At 47.1% G+C, this 21,882-nt stretch carries 17 protein-coding genes; 14 read left to right on the top strand and 3 right to left on the bottom strand.

What is annotated here, in order from left to right:
* The first annotated feature begins 107 nt into the window (after window positions 1–107).
* Both FFM79_RS04300 and FFM79_RS04295 read left to right on the top strand, forming a co-directional pair.
* A complete protein-coding gene (locus tag FFM79_RS04300) occupies window positions 108–1,457 on the top strand; it encodes a sensor histidine kinase (protein ID WP_170177372.1) in 1,350 nt (449 codons plus the stop codon).
* Window positions 1,458–1,459: 2 nt separating this feature from the next.
* Window positions 1,460–2,158: a YczE/YyaS/YitT family protein gene (locus FFM79_RS04295; RefSeq protein ID WP_225424379.1), complete on the top strand. Its 699-nt coding sequence runs from the start codon at window positions 1,460–1,462 to the stop codon at window positions 2,156–2,158.
* Window positions 2,159–2,195: 37 nt separating this feature from the next.
* Here the strand turns inward: FFM79_RS04295 and FFM79_RS04290 are convergent, their stop codons facing one another.
* Window positions 2,196–3,962, bottom strand: a complete 1,767-nt coding sequence (locus tag FFM79_RS04290; RefSeq protein ID WP_137642237.1) for a putative glycosyltransferase family protein — start codon at window positions 3,960–3,962, stop codon at window positions 2,196–2,198.
* Between the two features lie 280 nt (window positions 3,963–4,242).
* Window positions 4,243–4,533: a bacteriocin immunity protein gene (locus FFM79_RS04285; RefSeq protein WP_137642236.1), complete on the bottom strand. Its 291-nt coding sequence runs from the start codon at window positions 4,531–4,533 to the stop codon at window positions 4,243–4,245.
* Between the two features lie 136 nt (window positions 4,534–4,669).
* Here FFM79_RS04285 and FFM79_RS04280 point away from each other — a divergent pair, with 136 nt between their 5' ends.
* Entirely contained in the window at window positions 4,670–5,173 is a 504-nt protein-coding gene (locus FFM79_RS04280) for an acyl-CoA thioesterase (protein WP_137642235.1), read from the top strand.
* A gap of 103 nt (window positions 5,174–5,276) precedes the next feature.
* Here FFM79_RS04280 and FFM79_RS04275 read toward each other — a convergent pair whose 3' ends face one another.
* Window positions 5,277–8,627 carry a mucin-binding protein gene (locus FFM79_RS04275; protein WP_137642234.1) on the bottom strand — a complete coding sequence of 1,117 codons (3,351 nt, stop codon included), beginning with the start codon at window positions 8,625–8,627 and terminating at the stop codon, window positions 5,277–5,279.
* Window positions 8,628–8,913: 286 nt separating this feature from the next.
* Between FFM79_RS04275 and FFM79_RS04270 the strand changes: the two genes are divergently transcribed.
* The 11 genes from FFM79_RS04270 to yjeM all read left to right on the top strand — a co-directional run bounded on the left by FFM79_RS04270 (window position 8,914) and on the right by yjeM (window position 21,614).
* Window positions 8,914–9,309, top strand: coding sequence for an iron-sulfur cluster biosynthesis family protein (locus tag FFM79_RS04270; protein ID WP_137642233.1), 396 nt, complete (start codon window positions 8,914–8,916; stop codon window positions 9,307–9,309).
* 5 nt (window positions 9,310–9,314) lie between these two features.
* Window positions 9,315–10,292 carry an alcohol dehydrogenase catalytic domain-containing protein gene (locus tag FFM79_RS04265; RefSeq protein ID WP_137642328.1) on the top strand — a complete coding sequence of 326 codons (978 nt, stop codon included), beginning with the start codon at window positions 9,315–9,317 and terminating at the stop codon, window positions 10,290–10,292.
* A 749-nt stretch (window positions 10,293–11,041) separates the two neighbouring features.
* Complete coding sequence (locus tag FFM79_RS04260) at window positions 11,042–12,754, top strand: MucBP domain-containing protein (RefSeq protein WP_137642232.1); 1,713 nt, start codon at window positions 11,042–11,044, stop codon at window positions 12,752–12,754.
* 337 nt (window positions 12,755–13,091) lie between these two features.
* Window positions 13,092–13,724, top strand: coding sequence for a WxL domain-containing protein (locus FFM79_RS04255; protein WP_137642231.1), 633 nt, complete (start codon window positions 13,092–13,094; stop codon window positions 13,722–13,724).
* Window positions 13,725–13,738: 14 nt separating this feature from the next.
* Window positions 13,739–14,791 (top strand): WxLIP family cell surface protein, encoded by a 1,053-nt coding sequence (locus FFM79_RS04250; protein WP_225424382.1) that lies wholly within the window; start codon window positions 13,739–13,741, stop codon window positions 14,789–14,791.
* 250 nt (window positions 14,792–15,041) lie between these two features.
* Window positions 15,042–15,287: a hypothetical protein gene (locus tag FFM79_RS04245; RefSeq protein WP_137642229.1), complete on the top strand. Its 246-nt coding sequence runs from the start codon at window positions 15,042–15,044 to the stop codon at window positions 15,285–15,287.
* Between the two features lie 133 nt (window positions 15,288–15,420).
* Complete coding sequence (locus FFM79_RS04240) at window positions 15,421–15,792, top strand: cupredoxin domain-containing protein (protein WP_137642228.1); 372 nt, start codon at window positions 15,421–15,423, stop codon at window positions 15,790–15,792.
* A gap of 14 nt (window positions 15,793–15,806) precedes the next feature.
* Entirely contained in the window at window positions 15,807–16,073 is a 267-nt protein-coding gene (locus FFM79_RS04235) for a cupredoxin domain-containing protein (protein WP_137642227.1), read from the top strand.
* Window positions 16,070–17,995 (top strand): copper-translocating P-type ATPase, encoded by a 1,926-nt coding sequence (locus FFM79_RS04230; RefSeq protein ID WP_137642226.1) that lies wholly within the window; start codon window positions 16,070–16,072, stop codon window positions 17,993–17,995. Before FFM79_RS04235 ends, FFM79_RS04230 begins: the two co-directional genes overlap by 4 nt.
* 291 nt (window positions 17,996–18,286) lie before the next feature.
* Entirely contained in the window at window positions 18,287–19,408 is a 1,122-nt protein-coding gene (locus tag FFM79_RS04225) for an NAD(P)-dependent alcohol dehydrogenase (RefSeq protein ID WP_137642327.1), read from the top strand.
* A gap of 724 nt (window positions 19,409–20,132) precedes the next feature.
* Window positions 20,133–21,614, top strand: a complete 1,482-nt coding sequence (yjeM, locus tag FFM79_RS04220) for a glutamate/gamma-aminobutyrate family transporter YjeM (protein ID WP_137642225.1) — start codon at window positions 20,133–20,135, stop codon at window positions 21,612–21,614.
* The last annotated feature ends 268 nt before the right edge of the window (window positions 21,615–21,882 follow it).

Here is a 21,882-nt window from a genome sequence, read left to right as displayed (position 1 = left end):
GCTATGATAATAATTGTGAGTATTAACCAATGAATAGTTGCGGTCATGGCTAATTAATTGGATTAGCAACAAACGTAACTAACTTAATCAAGCGGGGAGGAACTAGTATGGCAACCGTATTATTGGCGCTAGCTTTAATGTCTGGCGCCTATGAGATGCTTTTCTTCATGATTGCGTTTCGCGAATATTTAACGTGGCGGATCGGGGTGATTTGGACCCTGCTCTTCATTTTATGCGCAATACTGGACGAATGGTCAATTGCCTATCTGCCGCACTTACCACTCGCCATCTTCACCATCATTCCCATGGTGGTGGTCACGACCGTGATGAGTAGCCGAATGCTATATACGAAGTGGATTTTAATGATGCCGATTGCAATTTTTTTAAACGCGTTTAAACGGTTGTTAGGCGGTATTATGGGGGTGTTAACCCGGTACTTAATGCAATCGGATGCGCCGATGCTGTTACGGCAAGCGGTGGGCCTCCAAAGTAACGCCGATATTAATCTATTTTTAGCAGTATTGCTAACTTTACCAGCGGTGATTTTACTGAGTATGTGGGCGCACCACTGGTTAGTACGGGTTTCAGCTGCTGATTTTTTGCAACGAGCGCGGGTTGAACCGAGCGACTATTTATTAGTGCTGTTATTATTTGCAATTTACACGATTGTTTACGCCTTTATCATGGAGCAATCGGTTGTCTATCAAAGTTTCATGGCCATTATTTCCAGCGTCACCTTCGGAATTGTCGGTATTTATTTAATCAATAACAAAAATAGCCATTTAAATGATGATCAATTACTCAAGCAAATGTCAGTTTATAACGAATTACTACGGCAACGAAATCAAGAATTACACCTGTTCAAACACGACTATCAAAACGTGTTGCTCAGCTTAGCCGCCCTCCTAAAAGAAAAGGACTATGCGGAGTTAGAGCGCTACTTTAACGAAGAGGTCTTACCGGGCGGCCAAGCGTTAGGCGCTAACACGGAATTAGACGTTTTGCGCCACCTTGAATCCCCAGTCGTTAGTGGGATGATTTACGCGAAGCACCACTTAGCAGCGGGGCGGGGCGTGCAGCTATCCGTCTCAATTATTGAAACGATTAATTTACCGGATGTTTCGCAAGTTCGGTTGGTCCGGATTCTTGGTAATTTACTGGACAATGCCATTGACGCCGCGGAACGTGCGGACAAGCAAGTTGCTTTAACAATTGAAAAGCAGGCGCCGCAAGCCATTATCTTTAAAGTCCAAAACCAAATTCCGCCGAAGGATACCGTTGATTTAAACGTGATTAAGAAGGGACGCTTTACGACGAAACGGGGCCATCTGGGCTACGGATTAAGCAGCATTGAACAATTAGTAACGTCCAATATGCGGGTGGATTATGAGCTTCAGGAGGGCCAATTTATTGCGATTCTTCGGCTTCAAATGGATGCTAATACGAAAGGAGACTAATTTTGCAGCAATCACCAGTTACAACAGCAACAAACAATTCAATGTTGACCCGGGTGCTAGCACTTTTGCTGGGACTCGTGATTAACGCCCTCGGGAATGGGTTGACGGTCGCAACGAATATGGGGACCAGCCCCTGGACCGCCTCGGAAGTTAACCTTGCCCAGCTTTTTCACACCAGCGTTGGTTGGCCGATGTTTATCGTGGGAACAATCACTGCCGTTGTCAATCAACTGTTAATTCGGCATTGGGACCTGTGGCGCTTCGTTGGCGAGCTTGTCTTCATTTCGAGTTTCAGTTACTGTGTGAACGCGTTTCTGGCCTTTTTTACTTGGTTAGGGGTACCCCAATTACCGTTAATTCCTAAGGTGATGGTCTGTCTCCTTGGAGTGGTCACGTTTTGTTGTGCTATTTCATTGTATCAGCGGGCAAACCTCGTGATGCATCCCAATGATGATACGACCAACATTTTGCGTTTCTTATACTTTGATGGCCGGGTAGTGCGCGCACAAATTATTAACTTTTTAGTTCCCATCGCAATTATTGCGGTGACGTTTTTATTAACCCAGCAACTGTACTCGTTTAACGTTGGCACTGTCGTTTGTGTTCTGTTTAATGGACCGTTGATTGGTTTTGCTGATCGGCATATTTGGACGGGGTTGCGGCATAATTTTCGGGTGTCTACCGGTATTAAAAAACTATGAATAGATTAAATTCATAGTTTTTTTATAATTAACAATATTAGATTAAGAAGTGTGCCTGTATCCACTTTTCGACGATTATAATTAAAATCAATAAGTTTAGAAATAGTGTAACTGTTAATAAAACACCGTTACGTGGGATTGATGCTATCGAAACTTTAATCTGACTATTTTTATCTGAGGCTTTAATTTGTAGTTGTCCGTTTATGAGTTGATAATTAACAGGGTGATTGTTAAGCGAAATATTATAATTAATATGATGATATCCTACTAAAGGTAGTAATGTTTTGGTATTATGTTTTACTGTCGTTTTGAAGATTACATGCTGGTCATCTACTTTTAGGGTTTTAATATTTTGTTCCGCTGTACCATCGTAAGTCACATTTGAACGATTTATTGCGGTTGCAGTTCTAAAACTATCAAAATTTTGGGCGTTTAATTTATAATGTTTTTGCATACTATTCTTTACAAGATGATAGTCTAGTGCAGGAATTGCATTTACATTTTCATTATAATTAGAAGTATGGAGTTGGCGCAAATCCATTTTATGAGCCTGAGACTTTGTCTTTTCACCTTTTGTAAGCTGTTCTTGAGCTATTGAAACATCGTGATCAATTTTTTGGTGAAGTTTAGTAATACTAGTTACACCAATGAAAATGATGAAAATAATAAGTGCATTAATAGCTGTTTTTGAAATCTTGGGACTTTGGTTGAGAAATAAGCAGGTACCTATTACGATTAGCAAGGAGACAATTGTTAATAAGCGCATTGTAAACTGTATTAAATTGATTGGAGTGTTGGCTACTAGTAACCAGGGAAACCAATTTTGACTGATGATAAGAATCGACAACGCTCCTATAATCCATTTTTTCCAAGTGCCGTCTGCATTATTAACAAGACGAAATACTAAAAACATCATGATTACAGTAATTGCAATTCCCATATGAGCTCCTGTTGCGGATTCGGAGATGTCATTTGAAAGCATCTTTTGAAATCCGTAAAGCGGATCTAGGCTTGCGAGCATGGGAGTTGGGGAAAGCATTTTATTGTGAGCTGTCCAAATAATAATATTATAAAGAGAGTAGGCACTCAGTAAAACTGCTACTAACCCACTGTAAATAATTTGTCGAAATTCGAACCATGTAAAGTGATGCTGGATTAATCTAATAAGTTCAAATACTATAATAAGAATGGTATACATGACTAAAGATAACACGTGAGAATTAGCTACAAGGCTCATACCGAGAGCTAGGTATAAAAAACCTTGATTGGAATGTTGCCAGATTTTAATTAGTCCAAGCATGACTAATGGTAAAAATGTATAGCCAAATGCTTCACCTAGCGCAATACGGCTATACATCAAGGTAAAGTGGTAGGTGTTGAACTGATACATAATAACACTAAACCAAATAATCCATTTCTGACGAGTAAGTTGTTTGGCTAATAAATAGGTATTAAAAATAGTTAATAAATTCATAATGACGAAACCTACAGCTAAACTGAGCATTGGATTACCCAGAACGAGTCTTGGAAGTACATAAATGAGGAGTGTTAACCAAGGGTACATCGCATTCATTGCGATTCCGTGATTGTGAAATCCAATAAGATTGATAAGGCTCGGGTAGTGGCCAACCTTTAGAGCTTGATAAATGGATTCCATCCGTGCTAAATGGATGTCACCATCGTGATTGATATTAAAAAATTGATTAGTAAAAGCTGGATAAGTTGATAAAATGGCTAAGATAATCATTAAAATAACAATTAATCCCTTATGTACTAGCTGTTGTGACTGTTGCTTCGAGTGCATGAAAAAATTCCTCCTGAAGTCTTGGATTCGCTATATATAACAATGAAAACAAACAGCTATTATTATACGCTAAAGAAAACATGCATACAGACTTAGTTTGAGAATAAGTATAGAAATCAAAAAAGCCACCGGTGATGAGTCCCGGCAGCCCAATGTAAGATTGTTAATTAATGACGTGACAACAAATAATATAAATATCTTACATTACTTATCATAACAACCGAATATAAAAATTGTTTATAAAAGTAATTGTAAATTATGTCACATAACGAACTGACTACTAATGAAACCCCGTCGGAACCTTTTGGTAAGCCCGGCCGTGGGTAGCGTTAATTGTCGCTTGATAAAGCGGGTTGAGCGCTTGCGGCGCGTCGTTAATGTGCTTCATTCCATAGAATTGGAGATTGCGGTTAAGGTCAGCTGCAACCTGGTGATAGTTACCCGTTTTTAGTAATTCCTGTGAGTTTTTGACGAGCAGGCCATTTAGTTCTACGTCGGCTTGAATTTGTGGATCTTGATAGGCCGTCTTGAGGGCGGTCAGTAACTGGTTTGCTTGTTCTGATAATTGCATGTCAAAAGTCCCCCTTATGACTTAAGTATAAGCGTCGTTAAAAGTCGCCGCAACCGCTACCAGTCAACCCGCGATTGCGTGTAATAAGTGGTAGCGCGTATAATTAGCCTAAAGTTAATTGTACGGAGGTGGACTCATGTCCAACTATTCAATATCAAAGACGCTGTCAATTAGTAATCACCGCGTACTGGCAACCGATTTAAACGAGCACGAAACGGTATTTGGTGGTGAAATTCTTGCCACGATTGATAATAACGCGTCAATTGCGGCGTCCCGGATTGCGCGGATTGAGACGGTCACTGCATCGCTGGACCGCGTGACCTTTATCGCGCCGTTTCGATTGCAAGATTCAATGTGTACGGAATCGGTCGTAACCGGTGTCGGGCGGCGGTCAATCGAGGTGTTCACTAAAATTATCGGGGAGCATTTAAAAACTGGGGAGCGGTTCTTAGGACTGACTTGTTTTGCGACCTTTGTGGTGACTGATCACGAACACGCCCTGCCCGCATTGGTGGCGGACACGCCGGAGTATCAGTATCTAGCGGCTGGTTATCCACAGCGCCAAGCGGAGCGCAAGGCCCAACGAGCGCAGCAGGCCGACTTGAACGCTCATTTAAGTTTAGAATTACCATGGTCATAAGTTAATCCTCAGGGAAAAAGGGGTTCAACCGCCTTCCTGTGGATAAAAAAGCACGCCGTCTAAGTTATCCCCTGTGGATAACTCGGACGGCGTGTTGTTTAAGTTATGAATGCCGGCCAGGTAACCAGCGCTTACCCCAACCAAGCAGGGTCGTGAACGCGAGCATTAATAGCCCGAGGAGGGTCGTTGCGTGTTCGGCGGACTGATTGGTGTTGGTCTGTGGCAACTGGTGACTAGTCGTCGCTGGTGTTGAACTGGACTTTGGTGCGCGTAGTGGGGTCGGTGTACCCGTTACGGTGGCACTGATCGGTGTTGCCGGTGCCTCAGTCGAACCAGTTAGGCTCGATGAGCTAGTTGCACTAGTTGCACCCGTTGTGCTGGCCGTTGCACTAGCACTGATTTGCTGACCGCCAGCGCTGACCGTCGCGTGACCAGTAACGCTAGCTGCGCCGGACGTGCTGGTCCTACTAAGTGTTACGGAAGTTGATGCTGGTGCGGGCGTAGCCGTTGAACCAGTCAGTGTATGTGTCCCGGCTAAGGGAGCTGGTAACGTACTGGAAGCAGTTGGCGTTACCACGGGTTCGGTCGCGGCCGAGCCGGTCGGAATCGAACTGCCTGCGGCGTCACTTGGCGTATCCGCCTGCGTCGCGCCGGTGCTCGTTGGTATCGGTAGGTAGCTAAACGTTACGGTTTGCGGTTGCGCCGTATATTGACCCGTTAAAACGGGGGTTGTTTCGGGAACCAGCGTATAACCCGCAATCGTTGGTGCGACCGCCTGATAATCCGTTGCGGTCGTGCCACTTAGCTCCGTTGCGGGATGCACCGCAATCGTTGTTCCGGCGAGCACGTAGTTAACGGTGACCTTGCCAGTAGTTGGAAGCGGTGCGTAGCGAACCGTAACCGTACTGTCGGGTGTATTGGCCGTCACGCCCGTTACGGGTTCGGTACTCGTTAATGAGGCCGAATAACCGCTGATGGTTGGCGCCGTTAAGCTTGCAAAGCTAGTACCGTTGACCGGAACCCAAGCGCCATAAGTGATAGCGCCTGTGACGAGGTCGCGTTCGGCATCGCGGGTGAACGCGACAGTTTCAACTTGCGAAGGCGCCACCGTGGTACCATTAGTTGTTTCGTATTGAATGGTGGCCGTAACGTTGCGGGTAAGTTGGACGCCGCTCGGTAAATCGGTAGACGTTGGCGTGAGCGTTTCAAGCTGGTGCATCAAATGAATGGTGTACGTTTCGGGGGTCGTCAAGTCCGTAAAGACTTGGTCGGCCGTTGGAAAATCGTTTGAAACGAGCAAGTAACCCTTAGCCACGTAGCCCGCAATAATTGACGTTGGCGAGTAAGTCGTCGTTCCAGCATACGTTCCAGAGAGGTGATCCGTCCGTAAAGTTGTTTGGGTAATATCATCGTAATAGACAACGTTCCGTTCCAAACTAATTGGATTATACACGTCGGTAATTGTTAATGGCGTACTCCCATAAGTCCCAATGGCTGGTGCACTGCCGACCGTTGATTGGTCGTAAGTGTAGCCAGTGATTGTCAGCGGATAAGCGGAATAAGCGTCGCCAACGTAGCCGGTTAACGTCTTTGAAGGCGCAATCTGGTTACCGGATTCATCAAGATAGTTGATGGTCACGGTGTTGGTCGCCCGCCGATCAAAACTCAGCGTTAGATTCTGGGGATCTTGTAAATAAGTCCCAGTTAACGCACTACTCTCGGATGGGTTGAAGACGTACGCATCCGAAGGCGACTTAATGTCGTTCGTAAAATCGAAGGCTTCATTAACACTTGTGCCCGTCATGGCCGTTTTAGGTGCGATTGCTAACCCGCTTGCTGCGTCAACGTAATTTAAGTAAACGACCGGCGCTTTTGCCCAAGTTGCGGGTTGGTAAACCCGCACGTCGTAGCGGAACGTGGTCCCGTTGACGTAGTTGATGTTCAGAAAGTCCGCGGGATTGCCCGTATACGGGTACATACCGTGAAAGCCGTACTCGAACCAGTCGGGGTCGGTTGATGATGGGTAAGCGGTTGGAATTTCATAGACGCCAGGATAGATCATTGTCAATGGTGAATCAGTGGGCGCGGTTGCGTTAGCGGTTGCCCCGTTGAGGGTCGTAGCGTATTTATTTGAAATGGTATTACCCTGAACATCAACGATTGGCGTTGCGAAGAATTGGCCCGGTTGTCCAATGATAAAGTTCGTTGGTGCCACGTTTAAGTTGACTCGTTGCCCAATTGCGACAATGTAAGTTGGCTTGGTGAAGTTTTTCAGCGGGCCGAAGTTAGTTAACGAGTTGTCGTCAAAGTTATAACTATTCGCGTGCCCGGTAGCATCGATTGCCGTTAACCACGGCCCTAATTGGGCGAGTTGCGTATTCGTCATCCCGTAAGGATTGGTTTGGTATTCTGTATCACCACCGACACTGCTGGAACCAACTAATTGTAGTTCCGTAATGGTCGTTGGACTAATTTGGGTCAACGGACTTAAATCAAGACTACCAAGGTAACGATCCATAATCGACAAATTACTGAAACGGTCGGGAATTAGGGGCGTAAAATCAATTGATTTAGCCGCAGATTGAATGACCAAACTAATGGTCTTGGTCGTTGGTAAGCATTGCAGGTACTGCATCCCATCCAACGTCCCGGTTAATTGTAACGGCGTGTTATCCGTCCCAATGGCGAGTGGTAGACTGCCTGAGTAATTGCGGATATCGCCCAGCGTAACTGGCGTGGTGATTCCTAATCCGGTTTGAACCGCACTTTCAATGCCACTATCGCCAAAGGTGACGACCGTACTGTTAGGTAGCGCACTAATTGGTGTCGTGGTTGTCCCGGTCGTTGCACCGCTGGTCGCCGTGGAGCCGGCACTAGTGGCACTACCGGCAGCGGAGCTAGCCGTTGAAGTTGAACCCGTGCTGCTCGTTGTCGTAGCGGCACTACTACTCGTAGCAGTACTTCCAGTTGAAGTTGGGTTCGTAATCGTAATGGTGCTTGACGTGGTCACGCTACTCGTTGTCGAAGTAGCCGCTGCGGAACTCGTTGGTGCGGTGCTGGCAGTTGAAGTCGTCGCCGTTGTGGCACTACTGGTTGGTGCCATGCTGGCAGTTGAAGTAGTTGTACTCGTTGGAGCCGTACTTCCCGTCGAGGTGGTGCTAGTACTCGTGGTTGCTGGTACCGCGGTCGAACTCGTCGTTGCCGTCGTGGCGGCACTGGTCGCACCTGAGAGCGCCGCACTCGTCATCGTCGTACTAGTACCGCTGGTCGGCGCAGTCACCGTCTGCGTGACGGTACTGGTCGTGCTTGCGTGGGCCGGCTGGCTGTACAAAGTTGTTCCGAGGCCAGCGCTGCCCGCCAGAATAATTAACGTTGCGGCCCAGCTCCGAATGCCGGGCTTTTTTAAATAATGTTGTGAAATGGTCTGAATTTGTTGTAGTTTCTCTAAACGCATCTAAATCCGCTTCCTCTCATAGCGCAAAGGAACCGTCCTTCTACTACGTCTTGGGTATAGCGCATTCGACAACTGACCACCAACTTTCCTGCTTATACACGCAATGGGAAAAGGCTTTCATAAGCGCGGGTGCGTTGGGAAATTTAACTAAAATAATAGTAGTGGGTCGCCGGCCGTGGCAGTTCTGAATGGAGAAGCGGATACGTTAACCGCAAGCCCATGCGACCAGTGGACTTGACGACTATGCTAGAATGACGGTAAGTCAATTGAAATGGGAGGAATTAACATGGCAAAAATGACAATTAGTGACGCGTTAATGCAACAGCTACGGCAAAAGCAGTTACTGGGTAAGGAGTTTGTGCTGGTAACGGATGATGGTGGCGGCAAGTACTCCTTACACGGGGGCGCCTGCTCAATTGGGACGAAGTTTACGTTAATCTTTTTGGCGCATCCGGATGCTGATTACCCCGTTCAAGTTGAAAATAATCAGGGCTTGCACCTGTGGACTTCGGCGTATGATCTGATGTTCTTTAATGATGGAATTCAGATGGATTATCGGCAGGGGCGCATCGCGATTAAAGATAACGCCCACATGCTTGATAATGCCGTCCAAATTGCGGACGGGGCGGAAGTTTTGGCAGCCTTTAAGCGCGGGACGACTGCGGACGGTGCCACGTGCTAGCGCCAATGCGAGCGGTGGTTTTTGACCAGTTCGGTGCACCGGACGTTTTGCACGTCGCAACCATTGACCGCCCCGAACCGGCGGCTGACGAAGTCCTGGTCAAAGTGAAAGCGGTCGCAGTCAACCACGTGGACACCTTCATTCGTAGCGGGGGCTTTCGAACGAACCTCGCCACGCCGCACGTTGCTGGCCGTGATTTGGTTGGAACGGTGGTTGCGGTTGGTGAGCACGTTCAAAGCTGGCAAGTTGGGGACGCCGTGTGGGCCAACTCATTAGGCTATGACGGCCGGATGGGCGCGACCGCGGAATACGTCGTGGTTCCCGCTGAGCGGGCTTACCCGCTACCAGCGGGAATTGACCCAATTCAATTAGTGGCTTCGGTGCATTCTGCGGCGACCGCTACCATCGTTTTACAATCAGTAATGCAAGCGCAAGCGGGCCAACGGCTGTTAATCGAAGGGGCGGCCGGCAACGTCGGCCGCAAACTGATTCAATTGGGACACCAACGCGGCTTGACTGTGGTCACCACGTCGGCACCGCGAGATTTTGAGCGCTGCCAAGCATTGGGAAGTACGCAGACGGTCAATTACGCGGCTGGTTTTGAAAGTCACTTTCAGTTGGCTGACCAGCGCTTTGACCACATTATTGATACGTCAGGGAAGGTTGCTTTAGCGACCAACCTGGGCTTATTAAAGCAAGGGGGTCAGGTGACGCTGATTACGGCGCCGAAGACGAACCAGTTTACGTTCCCGGTACGCCAGTTTTACACCCGGCAACAGCGAATCAGTGGTTTTGTGATTAGCCACGCAACGCAAGACCAACTCGCAACGGCGGCGCAGTGGTTGAACCACGCCTTTGCGGCTGGTTTATTACTTGACGACCAGGTCAGTGTCCAGCCGTTTGAGGCGGCTGCGGCCTGTCACGCCCAACTTGAACAGGGCCAAGATCACGGCCAGCGGTTGGTGCTGGTGCCATCAAAGTAAAGATAATTAAGCAGATGTGGAGAGTGTGCCAAAAGTCGGTTAGCTGGTAATCGGAGCCAGCTAACCGACTTTTGGTGCACGTTTCGACTATTAACAGGCGCTGTACCAATTGGTGTTGAAATTGCCGCCAGCAGCGGGTGTAACCGGTTGGCTGGAACACTGCGGGCATCGATTTGAGCTCACGGGGAAAGTCCGCCCCGCAATCTCAAATTCGAGCCTTATTCTAAGCCGCAAGAACCCCACTTCCGGCCAAGAATAATTTCGCAGTTGAGCCATGGTTACACCCGCTACTGGCTAGACTGGTTTTTATACTAAGTTCCACGGGTTACTTTTCTGCATCTTGTCAATAGGAATCTTGTTAAATCAACATTTTAATAAATATCAATTAATGAAGACGATTCCGCGGAACGATTACTAAATTAAATTTAACGTAATCTTGCTTATTTTGATAGTTACGACAAACTGATTGAAAATTGAATTGGTAGCCTTCTTAGCAGATCAACACCATATATCACAGAACTATAAAATATAAATCAACACTGGTTGATACAGAGCCTATTAACATTCGGAAACGCACAAGCGGTTGTGACATAAGTCATAGCCGCTTGTTTGCTTTTGTACGGAATTCATTGCTAACTAGGGTCTAATGGTTGACGGTGTTAAGCATTATTGTTAAAATAATAGCACTTATACATAAGGTTAAGATGATTAATTAATAACGTACAGGTCGAATAATAGTGGAGGTGACAATGATGCGGCAATGGTTGAAGGTAGTCAGCGTGGGACTGAGCATCGTATTAGGCGGATATTTGATGGGCGGAACGGTGCCAGCCGTGATGGCCGCAACCGAGCCAGCAACGGTCACGTCATCATCGGCGGTGAAGGCCAGCAGTGACCTTAACCAGGTTTCTGAAGCAACGGACTTAGCAACGAGCACTAGTTCGGCGGCAAGTCATTCTTCGGCGGAGCCATCGGCAGAGACAAGCTCAAGTAGCAGTCAGGAGAGTAGTAAGGCTACGGAGACTAGTTCGAGTACTAAGCCGGCGCGGACACGGATGAGTCGGGCGTTGGCGGCGACTGAGAGCAGTGTCACCACTGCAGATACAGAAATTAAAGCGACGGATACTTCTGGTACTTTAGGGACAGTTCATTGGACATATGAAAACCGGACGTTAACGTTGAGTGGCGGTTCTTTTGAAAACTCATTAAATTATTATCAGAATGATAAAGGTGGACAGTCACCATGGCTTGCTTTACCAACGATTCAAAAAATTGTCATTAATGGACAAATTACTGCTCCAGCGGGATCTAGCTACGCCTTTTTGTTTGCAGATTTACGGTCGGTATCAACAATTACCAATTCTAATTATATTAATTTTTCAGGTATTGTTAGTGTTCAAAATATGTTTTGGATGGATGCAGCTTTGACTTCATTAGACTTTGCTCAGGCAGATATGAGCTCTGTTCGAGATTCTAGTGGGATGTTCAATAATTGTAATCATTTGGGCAATTTGGACGTTAGTAACTGGGATATGAGTAGTGCGACTGTTTTGTTTTTCATGTTTATGAATTGTAATGATTTAACATATCTAGATCTATCAAATTGGCAGGTGCCAGTTGATGCTAATATTAAGTCGATGCTTGCTGGTACGACCGATCTCAGCCACCTTAAGTTGGGTGCTAATTCCAGAATTGCCAGTACCGGGATTCCTTCAGTTCCGAACGACGGCACCTACAACGGCTATTGGTATACTCCCGGCAAGGCGGACCAATACAGCTCCACTGACCTGATGGCTAAGTACGACGGCGCTACCATGGCCGGCGATTACTACTGGTCGAAGGGCGCGCAGGTGCTCGTCAAGTACGTTGATCAGGCCAATAATGAGATTGCGGATCAGCAAGTCATGACGGGAACGGATGGAACCAGCTACACCACCAGTGCAGCCACGGTACCGCATTTCACGCTGATTAAGACGCCGGATAACGCCAAGGGGACCTACGTAGCTAATCAGGTTATTACGGTTACCTACGTGTATGCGGGGGCCCTGGAATTAGATGCCACTTTACAGGGACTCGATTTTGGCTCCAACCCAATTTCGGCCTTTAACCAGACTTATCCATTACAAACCAAGACTGGTAAGTTGGAAGTAACCAATTATGGCAGTGGAAGCTGGCAACTATCCGCCCAACTGTCGACCCCGTTCACGGGGGAAAAGTCCGGGCAACCGCTCCGGTCAAATTTACAGTATCAGTCGGCGACCGGGACTCAGACTGTGATTACGCAGGCTTCAACGCCAATTATTACGAAAACAACTGATCCGAAAGCCACTGTCGACGTGGCGGCAAACTGGGGCGATGGCACCGGGGAAGGACTGTACCTAGAAGTACCTGGTGGAAGCGCCATGGCCGATAACTATCAAGCGACGTTGACTTGGACGGTCGAACTGACGCCAACCAATTAAACTGACCAGTTCAGCTTAACTAGAAAAGGCGTCTCCGCGCGTTTTTTACGAGAAAACGAATCGAATAATAATTTATTTTATAAAAAAGCGAGTGCAGGTAATTGCATCATAAGATATGATTGTGTATGTTTATAGTGCAAGAGGTTAACTAACCTGATTAATCACTTCCCAGTAGGAAATGATTTCAGGTTACTGCTGACCAGATAAACTTATCCCATCAGAATAATGGGATAGGTGATAATTGATCGTGAATTTCAGCTGAGCACGGTTGGTTAAGACGGTTAGCGAACGGCTTGACAACAATGTGAACGACATAAAAAGAAAAGGGGAACTCACCATGAAAAAAACACTTTTAGGATTAATGCTTTCGGTATCATTGCTTGCAGGTGCGGCGATTAATGCAAGCGCTGCCGACGACCCACAAACTTCTAACGGCCACGTCGCTTTTACGGGTGGGGATATCAACATTGATAATGGTAATACCGCGATTGAAAGTGCAGACCTGGAGTTTGATAGTCACCAAATCAGTAAGAGCGATGCTGGTGTTTACAACAATACGAATGGCAAAGCCAAGGTTGCGGTTCAAGACTTACGGGGAAACCCAACTGGCTGGAGTTTGAGTGTGGCTCAGGGACAACAGTTCCACACGGGCGACGGCCAGGAACTTGAAAATGCAGTCATTACGTTACAAAGTGATTTTCTTGGTGATGAATCATCTTCAATTGGTGATTTAGCACCAACGGTTACCGACGAGTTGGCATTAACACCGGGGACGAAGGGGAGCGATGGTACCGTGCAAAACGGACCGTCCCAAGTCTTAATGAGTGCAGACAACGGTAAGGGGAACGGGACTTCGACGGCTAGCATCATCGGTAGTCGCCTAAACGTTCCAACTAAATCAGCCCGGGTTGCCACGGACTATTCAACAACTTTAACTTGGGAATTAGCAGCAACGCCAGCTAACGAATAAATTTTGAGGAGGACATCGGCATGATCAAACAATGGATTCGAACGGGATTGGTTCTATTAATTAGCCTTTTGGGGTTGCTGGTCACGACGCAGGCGTCGGCCAACACGGTCGGCTTCACGGTCGCACCGCAGCTACCTAAGAATCAAGTTGATCAGTCGGTGCCCTACTTTGATTTAAAGCTCGACCCGAAGCAGGAACAAACCGTGGGCGTCGTGGTAAAAAACACGAGTGGGCACGCCATCACCGTTCACGTTTCGCAGGTGCGGGCCACTACCAACATTAATGGCGCCGTTGAATACAAGCCCCTTGAAGAAAATAAGAGTATTAACTTACCGGCGGACTTTGCCGATTTGGTAACGACGAAGCAACCGACGCTTAAGCTTAAAAAGGGCGAAAACCGCCTGGTCAATTTTAAGATTAAGATGCCCGCTAAGCAGTACCCGGGGGTCGTTGTCGGGGGCCTGACCTTTTTGAAAAAAACCGATCAGACGCAAACCAAACAGGAAGCGGCCGTTAAAAACCAGTACTCGTACACGGTGGCAACCGTCCTCCACGGTAGTCACGACTTAAAGAAGAACCACCTCACGCTGGGAACCGTTAAGGGCAGCCAGCAAAACGGCTATAATGAAATCACGTTAGCGCTTCAAAACCGCACCGCGGCCTTTCTTAATAAGGTACAAACAAACGTGAAGATTTATCACCGGGGTGGTCACAAGGTCCTGTATCAAGAGAAAAAGCAAAACGGGCAGATGGCGCCGAATTCGGTTTACCAGCTCCCACTTAAAGTGGGTAACGAAGCCTTAAAGCCGGGTAAGTACACGGCGAAACTAACCGTAGACTCCAAGAAGCAGCACTGGGAATTCACGAAAAACTTCGTCATTACGGGTAAGCAAGCGCAAAAGTTGAATCAAAACGCGGTCATTGATCATCAGGTCAACTGGTGGCTCTGGATCGGGATTGGCTTGCTAATCTTACTCCTCCTATTACTCTTAGCGTGGTACATTTACCGCAAGCAACGGAAAATCAAAGCGCTAGAACGTGAACTAGAAGAACAGAAACAACAATAGCCTTAATTAGGAATTTGAATCGGTTGCGGTTCAAATTCCTTTTTTTAATTGGCTGATGACAAAAAATGACGAAATTTGAGTAAAATGAGTTGCAAATTTCGCAAATTATGACAAAATATTTAAACATAACCGTTTTTATTTAGGGGGAAATGCAGTATGCTTAGTTCACTCACTTTTTTACAGGGTGACTAGTTAACGCCCTTGATGGCAACCGGCGTAGCTCATGGTAACGGAATGATGGAGGAAGACATTGAAAACGATGGTAAATATTTGGATCATTAATCTTATTCGAATTAATGGTGAAATCGAAACGCACGCTGTTCGCGAAAAGGCGCACGCCGAAGCCGTTTTTCAGCAATGCGCGCAAACGTTATTCGGCGCGGACTACGAACAATTAATCGCGGAACGTAAATTAGGGCGCGACTTTGATCATAACGCGCTGTACCTCAGTAATAACGGGGCGGCTATTAGTTTAAAGGCCGTCCCAGTTGAATAAGTTGCACCGCACGTAATCGGGTTGGACCGATTATTTTTTTTGCACTTATCGTTGACAAGTGTAAACGATGGCGGTAAGATGTATTTGTTGATTACAGATGTAAACGAAACGAATAAGGCTGGAGGAATTTGAGATGGTTAAAATTATTGTGTTAATTATTGGGTTAGCAATCATTGGGTTAATTGCGTGGTGGTTCTTTGGTAAACATAACGTTGAAGCGGTCAGCGCGGACAGCGTTGGTGCCGAACAACAAATCAACATCGAAGTTAATGGGGGCTACTCACCAGAAAACGTCGTCTTGAAAAAGGGCGTCCCGGCGGTTTTAAACTTTACCCGTAAGGACGCATCGAGCTGTTTGGATCGCGTTGTGTTTAGCGATTTTGGGATTAATCAGGCGTTACCGAAGGATCAAAAGCAAGCGATTCGCATTGATACCAGCAAGGCTGGCGAATACCAATGGGCTTGCGGCATGGATATGTTTCACGGCAAATTAACGATTAAGTAGGAGGAACTTTAATTATGACAAACCAGCAAGTAAACATTGACGTAAACGGTGGCTATTCACCAGCTGAAGTAACTTTGAAACGGGGGGTTCCGGCCGAATTAACCTTTAACCGGACGAACGCGGCCGGTTGCTTGGACGTGGTGCAATCCGATGAATTAGCGTTTAAGCGCGCTTTACCACTGAACCAGCCCCAAACGATCTCAATTCCAACTGATCAAGCGGGGACGTTTACCTATAGTTGTGGCATGGACATGTTCCACGGAAAGGTCGTGATCAAATGAGTATTAGCAAGCGGTTTTGGATTTCATTAATCCTATCCTTGCCGATGTTGGCAAACATGCTGCTAATGCCATTCGGCTGGATGTTGCCAGGGGGCGCCTGGACGCAGTTAGTTTTAACCACGATTATTATGGTGATCTCCGCGGGACCGTTCGTTCAAAGTGCCTGGGCTTCCTTTAAAAAGCACCATTCTAATATGGATACGCTGGTCGCCGTTGGGACGGCCACGGCCTACCTGTATAGTATTTACGCGATGGTGACCAACCAAGCGGTCTTCTTCGAAAGTGCGGCTTTCGTAACGACCTTCGTTTTGTTAGGCCAGGTTTTCGAAGAACGGATGCGTAACAACGCCTCCAACGCGGTTGAAAAATTAGTCAACTTGCAAGCCAAGCACGCAGAAGTTTATCGTGACGGGCAGTACGTCCAGTTGCCGATCGACGAAGTGGTCGCGGGCGATTTAGTCCGGGTAAAGCCTGGTCAAAAAATCCCGGTCGACGGGGTGATCGTGGAAGGACATTCCACGGTCGATGAATCCATGGTGACCGGGGAAAGTATGCCGGTGGCAAAAAAGACCAGTGACGCGGTGATTGGCGCAACCATTAACAGTGACGGCACCTTCGTATTCAAGGCCAGCAAAGTCGGTGGCGACACCATGTTGGCCCAAATTGTGGAACTAGTGAAGAAGGCGCAAAACAGTCACGCTCCAATCCAAAAACTGACGGATAAGGTCTCCGACATCTTTGTGCCGGTCGTGATGATGTTGGCGATTGCCACCTTCTTAGTTTGGTACGTTTTCCTGAGTGCCAGTTTAGCACAAGCCCTGATTTTCGCGGTAGCGGTCGTTGTGATTGCTTGTCCGTGTGCCCTTGGGTTAGCGACTCCTACCGCTTTAATGGTTGGAACGGGCCGGGGTGCCAAGATGGGTATTTTAATTAAGAACGGTGAAGTCCTAGAAGCCGTTAATGACGTTAAAACGGTCGTCTTTGATAAAACCGGGACGATCACGGTCGGTCAACCGCGGGTAACGGACGTGGTTGGGAACCAATCCCGGGTCTTAGCGGTTGCCGCTGGCCTAGAAGAATCTTCCGAACACCCCTTGGCGACCGCCATTTTAAAGCGGGCGCAGGCGGACCAAATTGAAGCGGGCCCCGTAACGGATTTCCACGCCATTGAAGGTAAGGGAGTCGAAGCAACGGTGGCTGGGCAACACGCCCTCGTTGGGAACCAAAAATTGGCCGCCGACTTAACGGTTAGTCCAGCGTTACAACAACAAGCCGCCGACCTCCAAGCGGCCGCTAAAACGGTGGTTTACGTGGGGGTTGATCAAGAAGTTATCGGATTAATTGCCATTCAAGACGAACCGAAAGCGACTTCCAAGCAAGCGATTGCCGACTTAAAGGCCCGCGGTTTAAAGACCGTCATGTTAACCGGTGATAACGAGCGGGTCGCCCAAGCGATTGCGAATCAAGTTGGCATCGACGAAGTCATTGCCGACGTGCTACCTGGCGATAAGGCCGATCACGTTCAAGCGTTGCAGGCTGATGGTAAGGTTGCGTTTGTTGGTGATGGGATCAACGACGCACCGGCCTTGACGGTTGCAGACGTGGGAATCGCGATGGGTTCTGGGACCGACGTTGCGATTGATGCTGGGGGAATCGTGCTCGTTAAGAACGACCTCCGCGACGTGGATCGTGCCTTAGCGTTGAGTCGCAAGACGTTTAACCGGATTAAGTTGAACTTGTTCTGGGCCTTCATCTATAACGTCCTGGGAATTCCGGTAGCGGCCGGGGTCTTCTTCTCAATTGGGTTGAGCCTCAGCCCAGAATTAGCCGGGCTAGCCATGGCGTTCAGTTCCTTGTCGGTTGTGACGAGTTCCGTCTTGTTGAATAAGGCTAAAATTACGAGCCGGCCGAAGTTGGCATAAAGCGGACTGGTAGTAATTATAAATTGAAGCTGGGTTACGCATTACGCGCAAACCCAGCTTTTTACTGTTCTGTAATGTTCAATTCTTGCCATGCAATGAAAAAAGTACGGTCAATTTTACAGACAATTAGTAACAAATTTACAGGACAAAAACCGGCATCCCTTGTTAGCGTAAGGATTTAACCGGAAACCGGTTACCCGGCGCACCCCTTGAATCACTTTGTGTGCTGTGTCACAATGTGAACTGTAAGCGGTTTACATACTAAATAAACGTTGAAATGAGGGATTTATGATGAAAATTAAAGCTGCTGTCGTTGATAAAGTTAACGATCCGTTTGTGATTAAAGATGATATTGAATTAGCTGATATGGGCCCAACCGATTTGCAAGTTAAAATGGTTGCGACTGGGATTTGCCACTCCGACGAAGCGATTCGCAAAGGGGATGCCTCACTCGGTTACCCCGTTATTCTGGGTCACGAAGGCTCCGGAATCGTTGAAAAAGTCGGTGCGGAAGTAACTAATTTTAAGGTGGGCGACCACATCGTCATGTCCTTTTATGCGGACGGCACTTGTGACAACTGTTTGAAGGGAATGCCAACTAAGTGCCGGAACTACGCGGATTACAACTTGAGTGGCACCCGGCCAGATGGTTCGGACCACTTCACTGAAAATGGCAACCACGTCAGTGACATGTTCGACCAATCTTCCTTCACAACCCACACGGTCGTTGACCAACGGAACGCCGTTAAAGTGCCGAAGGATTTGGATTTGCGGCGCTTAGGACCGCTTGGTTGTGGCTACGTTACGGGGAGTGGGACGGTGTTAAATACGCTTCAACCGCGCCCAGGCCAAACGATTGCCGTCTTTGGGACTGGTGCGGTTGGTTTAGCTGCGATGATGGCTGGGAAGATTTCTGGCTGTACTGAAGTCATTGCCGTGGATATCGTGGATTCCCGGCTGGAATTAGCGAAGGAATTAGGCGCGACCCACACCATTAACAGTAAGACCGAAGATCCGGTCGCAGCCATCAAGAAATTGACGAACGGCTATGGTGTCGACTTTACCGTTGATACGACCGGGGTCGAACCAGTCATGGTTTCTGCGATCCACGCGTTGGCTCAAGGTGGGACGGCTGCGTTGATTGCGGTTACGGCTAAAAATATTACGATCAGTTCGTGGAACGACCTGTGTGTGGATGACAAGAAGGTCATCGGGGTCAACATGGGGGATTCAATTCCACAAGTGGACGTTCCGCGGTTAATCGACTTTTATCAACACGGGATGTTCCCATTTGAAAAGACCGAAAAGTTCTACAAGTTTGATGAAATTAATCAAGCGAATGCGGACTCGGTTAGTGGGAAGACCATCAAGCCAGTTTTGATCATTGATGAAGATTACCAACCAAATAACTAATTTGAATGAGGTAAGTCCCCAAGGCGGGTCCGGCGTGCTGGATCAGGCTTTGGGGACTTTTTGTGGATTGTGAGCTGGCATGATTATGATTTAGGAGCCTGAAATTAATACGGGAACGTGCTAGCCGTAGGAATCGAAGAGATTGGATTGGAAATTATGCTGTAAGCGTAGTGCTCAACGGTATGTTGACTTGATAGGGCGCTGTTCGTGATGAGCTATTCATTAGGGGGTTAGGAAGCATCAGAATCCGCAATGGCTAAATATTAGCGTCTGTAACATAGTCGCGTAATTAATTAGGTTAGTACCAATTAAAAATAGGATCGTCGTATCTAGCCAGCAGGGGGCTGCGACTATGGCTCAGTGGTGAAATTATTCTTGGTCGGAAGTGGGCTGCTTCCGACTTAGAATAAGGCTCGAATTTGAGATTGCGGGTGGTTTTCCCGTGAGCTCAAATCGATGCCCACCACGTTCCAGCCGGCCGGTCGCTGCCCCCTGCTGGCGGAAGTTTTATGAGAACAATTATCATCAAAGCGGCAATTAACGTAATGAAATGTTGATTTGTCAACATGAATGCGCTTAATTTAATTAATTAAAAAAATATCACATGGAAAAATTATAAGATTGTTACCGAAACTAAAGGAAGTTATTGGCCGATTCCTCTAATCTTAAAATTGGATATTAGACTACCGGTAAAACGGTAAGTAAAGGAATGAGGGGAACCGCGATGGCAAAAAATAATGATAAAATTACATTAATGGCGCTTGTCATGATGATCTTTACCACCGTCTTTGGTTTTGCGAACGGAACAATTGCATTTTATTTAATGGGCTATTCATCCATTTTATTCTATTTAATTGCAGCAATTCTATTCTTTATTCCGTTTGCGCTAATGATGGCGGAGTATGGGGCGGCCATTAAGTCGGATAGTAGTGGGATGTACAAGTGGTTAGAGGTCAGTGTGAACGCGAAGTTTGCGTTTGTTGGGACCTTTATGTGGTTTGCGTCCTATATTATTTGGTTGGTTTCGACGTCCGCGAAGGTTTGGATTCCGTTTACGACCACTTTCTTTGGGAGTGATCAAACGCAAAAGTTTGCGATGATGGGGCTGAACGCGACGCAGGTCATTGGGATTTTATCCTGTTTATGGATGGTCTTAGTCACCTTTGTTTCCATTAAAGGGATGAAGGGGATTGTCCGGGTCACCAGTTTAGGGGGCTTAGCGGTCACGAGTTTAACCGCCATTTTGTTAGTTGTTTCTGGAGTGATCTTGGCGTTAAATCACGGGGAGTTTGCCCAACCGCTAACCCACTTAATGACGTCACCGAACCCAAGTTATCAACACCCCGTCGGCTTACTGGGGTTTGCGGTTTTTGCCATTTTTGCTTACGGGGGCTTGGAAGTCCTTGGCGGGATGGTCGATAAGACCAAGAACCCGGAAAAGAACTTTCCCCGCGGGATTATTATTTCCGCAATTGTGATTACGATTGGCTACGGCTTGGGAATCTTTTGCTGGGGGATCAGTACGAACTGGCAAGCCGTTTTATCGAACCCCGCCACTAACATGGGGAACATTAGTTATGTCATGATGCGCAACCTGGGGCTTGTTTTAGGGCAAGCACTCGGCCTGGGTGCCGCGGCTAGCAATACGCTTGGACTGTGGTTTGCGCGCTACACCGGGCTGGGCATGTTCTTAGCCTATACCGGGGCGTTCTTTACGCTGACGTATTCACCATTGAAGACTTTGATTCTGGGGACGCCTAAGGAACTCTGGCCGAAGAAGTTTACGAAATTAAACAAAAACGGCATGCCGAGTTACGCGATGGGCGTTCAGTGTGCAATCGTTATCGTGATTATTTTGGTGGCGTCGTTTGCAACCACCGACCCGTCAGCGTTTTATAACATTTTGACGTTGATGGCCAACGTTTCGATGACCTTACCGTACTTGTTCTTGCTGTACGCCTTTCCGAAGTTTAAGGAAAATACGCAGATTGCCAAACCGTTTGAGGTTTACAAGTCACTTGGCTGGACGAAGTTGATCAGCTGGGTTGTGTTCATCGTCGTGTTAGGCGCCAACGTCTTCACCTTGATTCAACCAATTTTGGAAACTGGCAAAGTGTCCAGCACGATTTGGATGCTAGTGGGTCCGTTACTCTTTGGGGTTGCCGGAATCATCTGGTACCAAGTACGTGAGCGGCACGTTCAATAAAATAAAGTGAGAAAACCATGAGTGTGGTTGCGAAAAAATCGCGTTAACCGCACCCATGGTTTTTTGCGTCTCCGCGGTTATTTTCCCGGAAACGGGTGGTTTGTCCGGTCGCAAATGGCGGGAACGTGCTAAACTTAACCTGGTTCAGTAAAATTCCTGATAATGCGTGAATATTACTCATTTTAAAATAAATTAAAAATTTTTAATATTTAGATTGTTCAAATAATTAATATCAGGTAATCTGGATATCAGACGACTAAGGAGGGGA

Origin of the sequence: Lactiplantibacillus modestisalitolerans, assembly GCF_005405425.1 — a bacterium.
In the GTDB taxonomy this organism is placed as follows: domain Bacteria; phylum Bacillota; class Bacilli; order Lactobacillales; family Lactobacillaceae; genus Lactiplantibacillus; species Lactiplantibacillus modestisalitolerans.
Note: the sequence above shows the minus strand (reverse complement) of the source record. Positions and strands in the feature narration are given on the sequence as shown.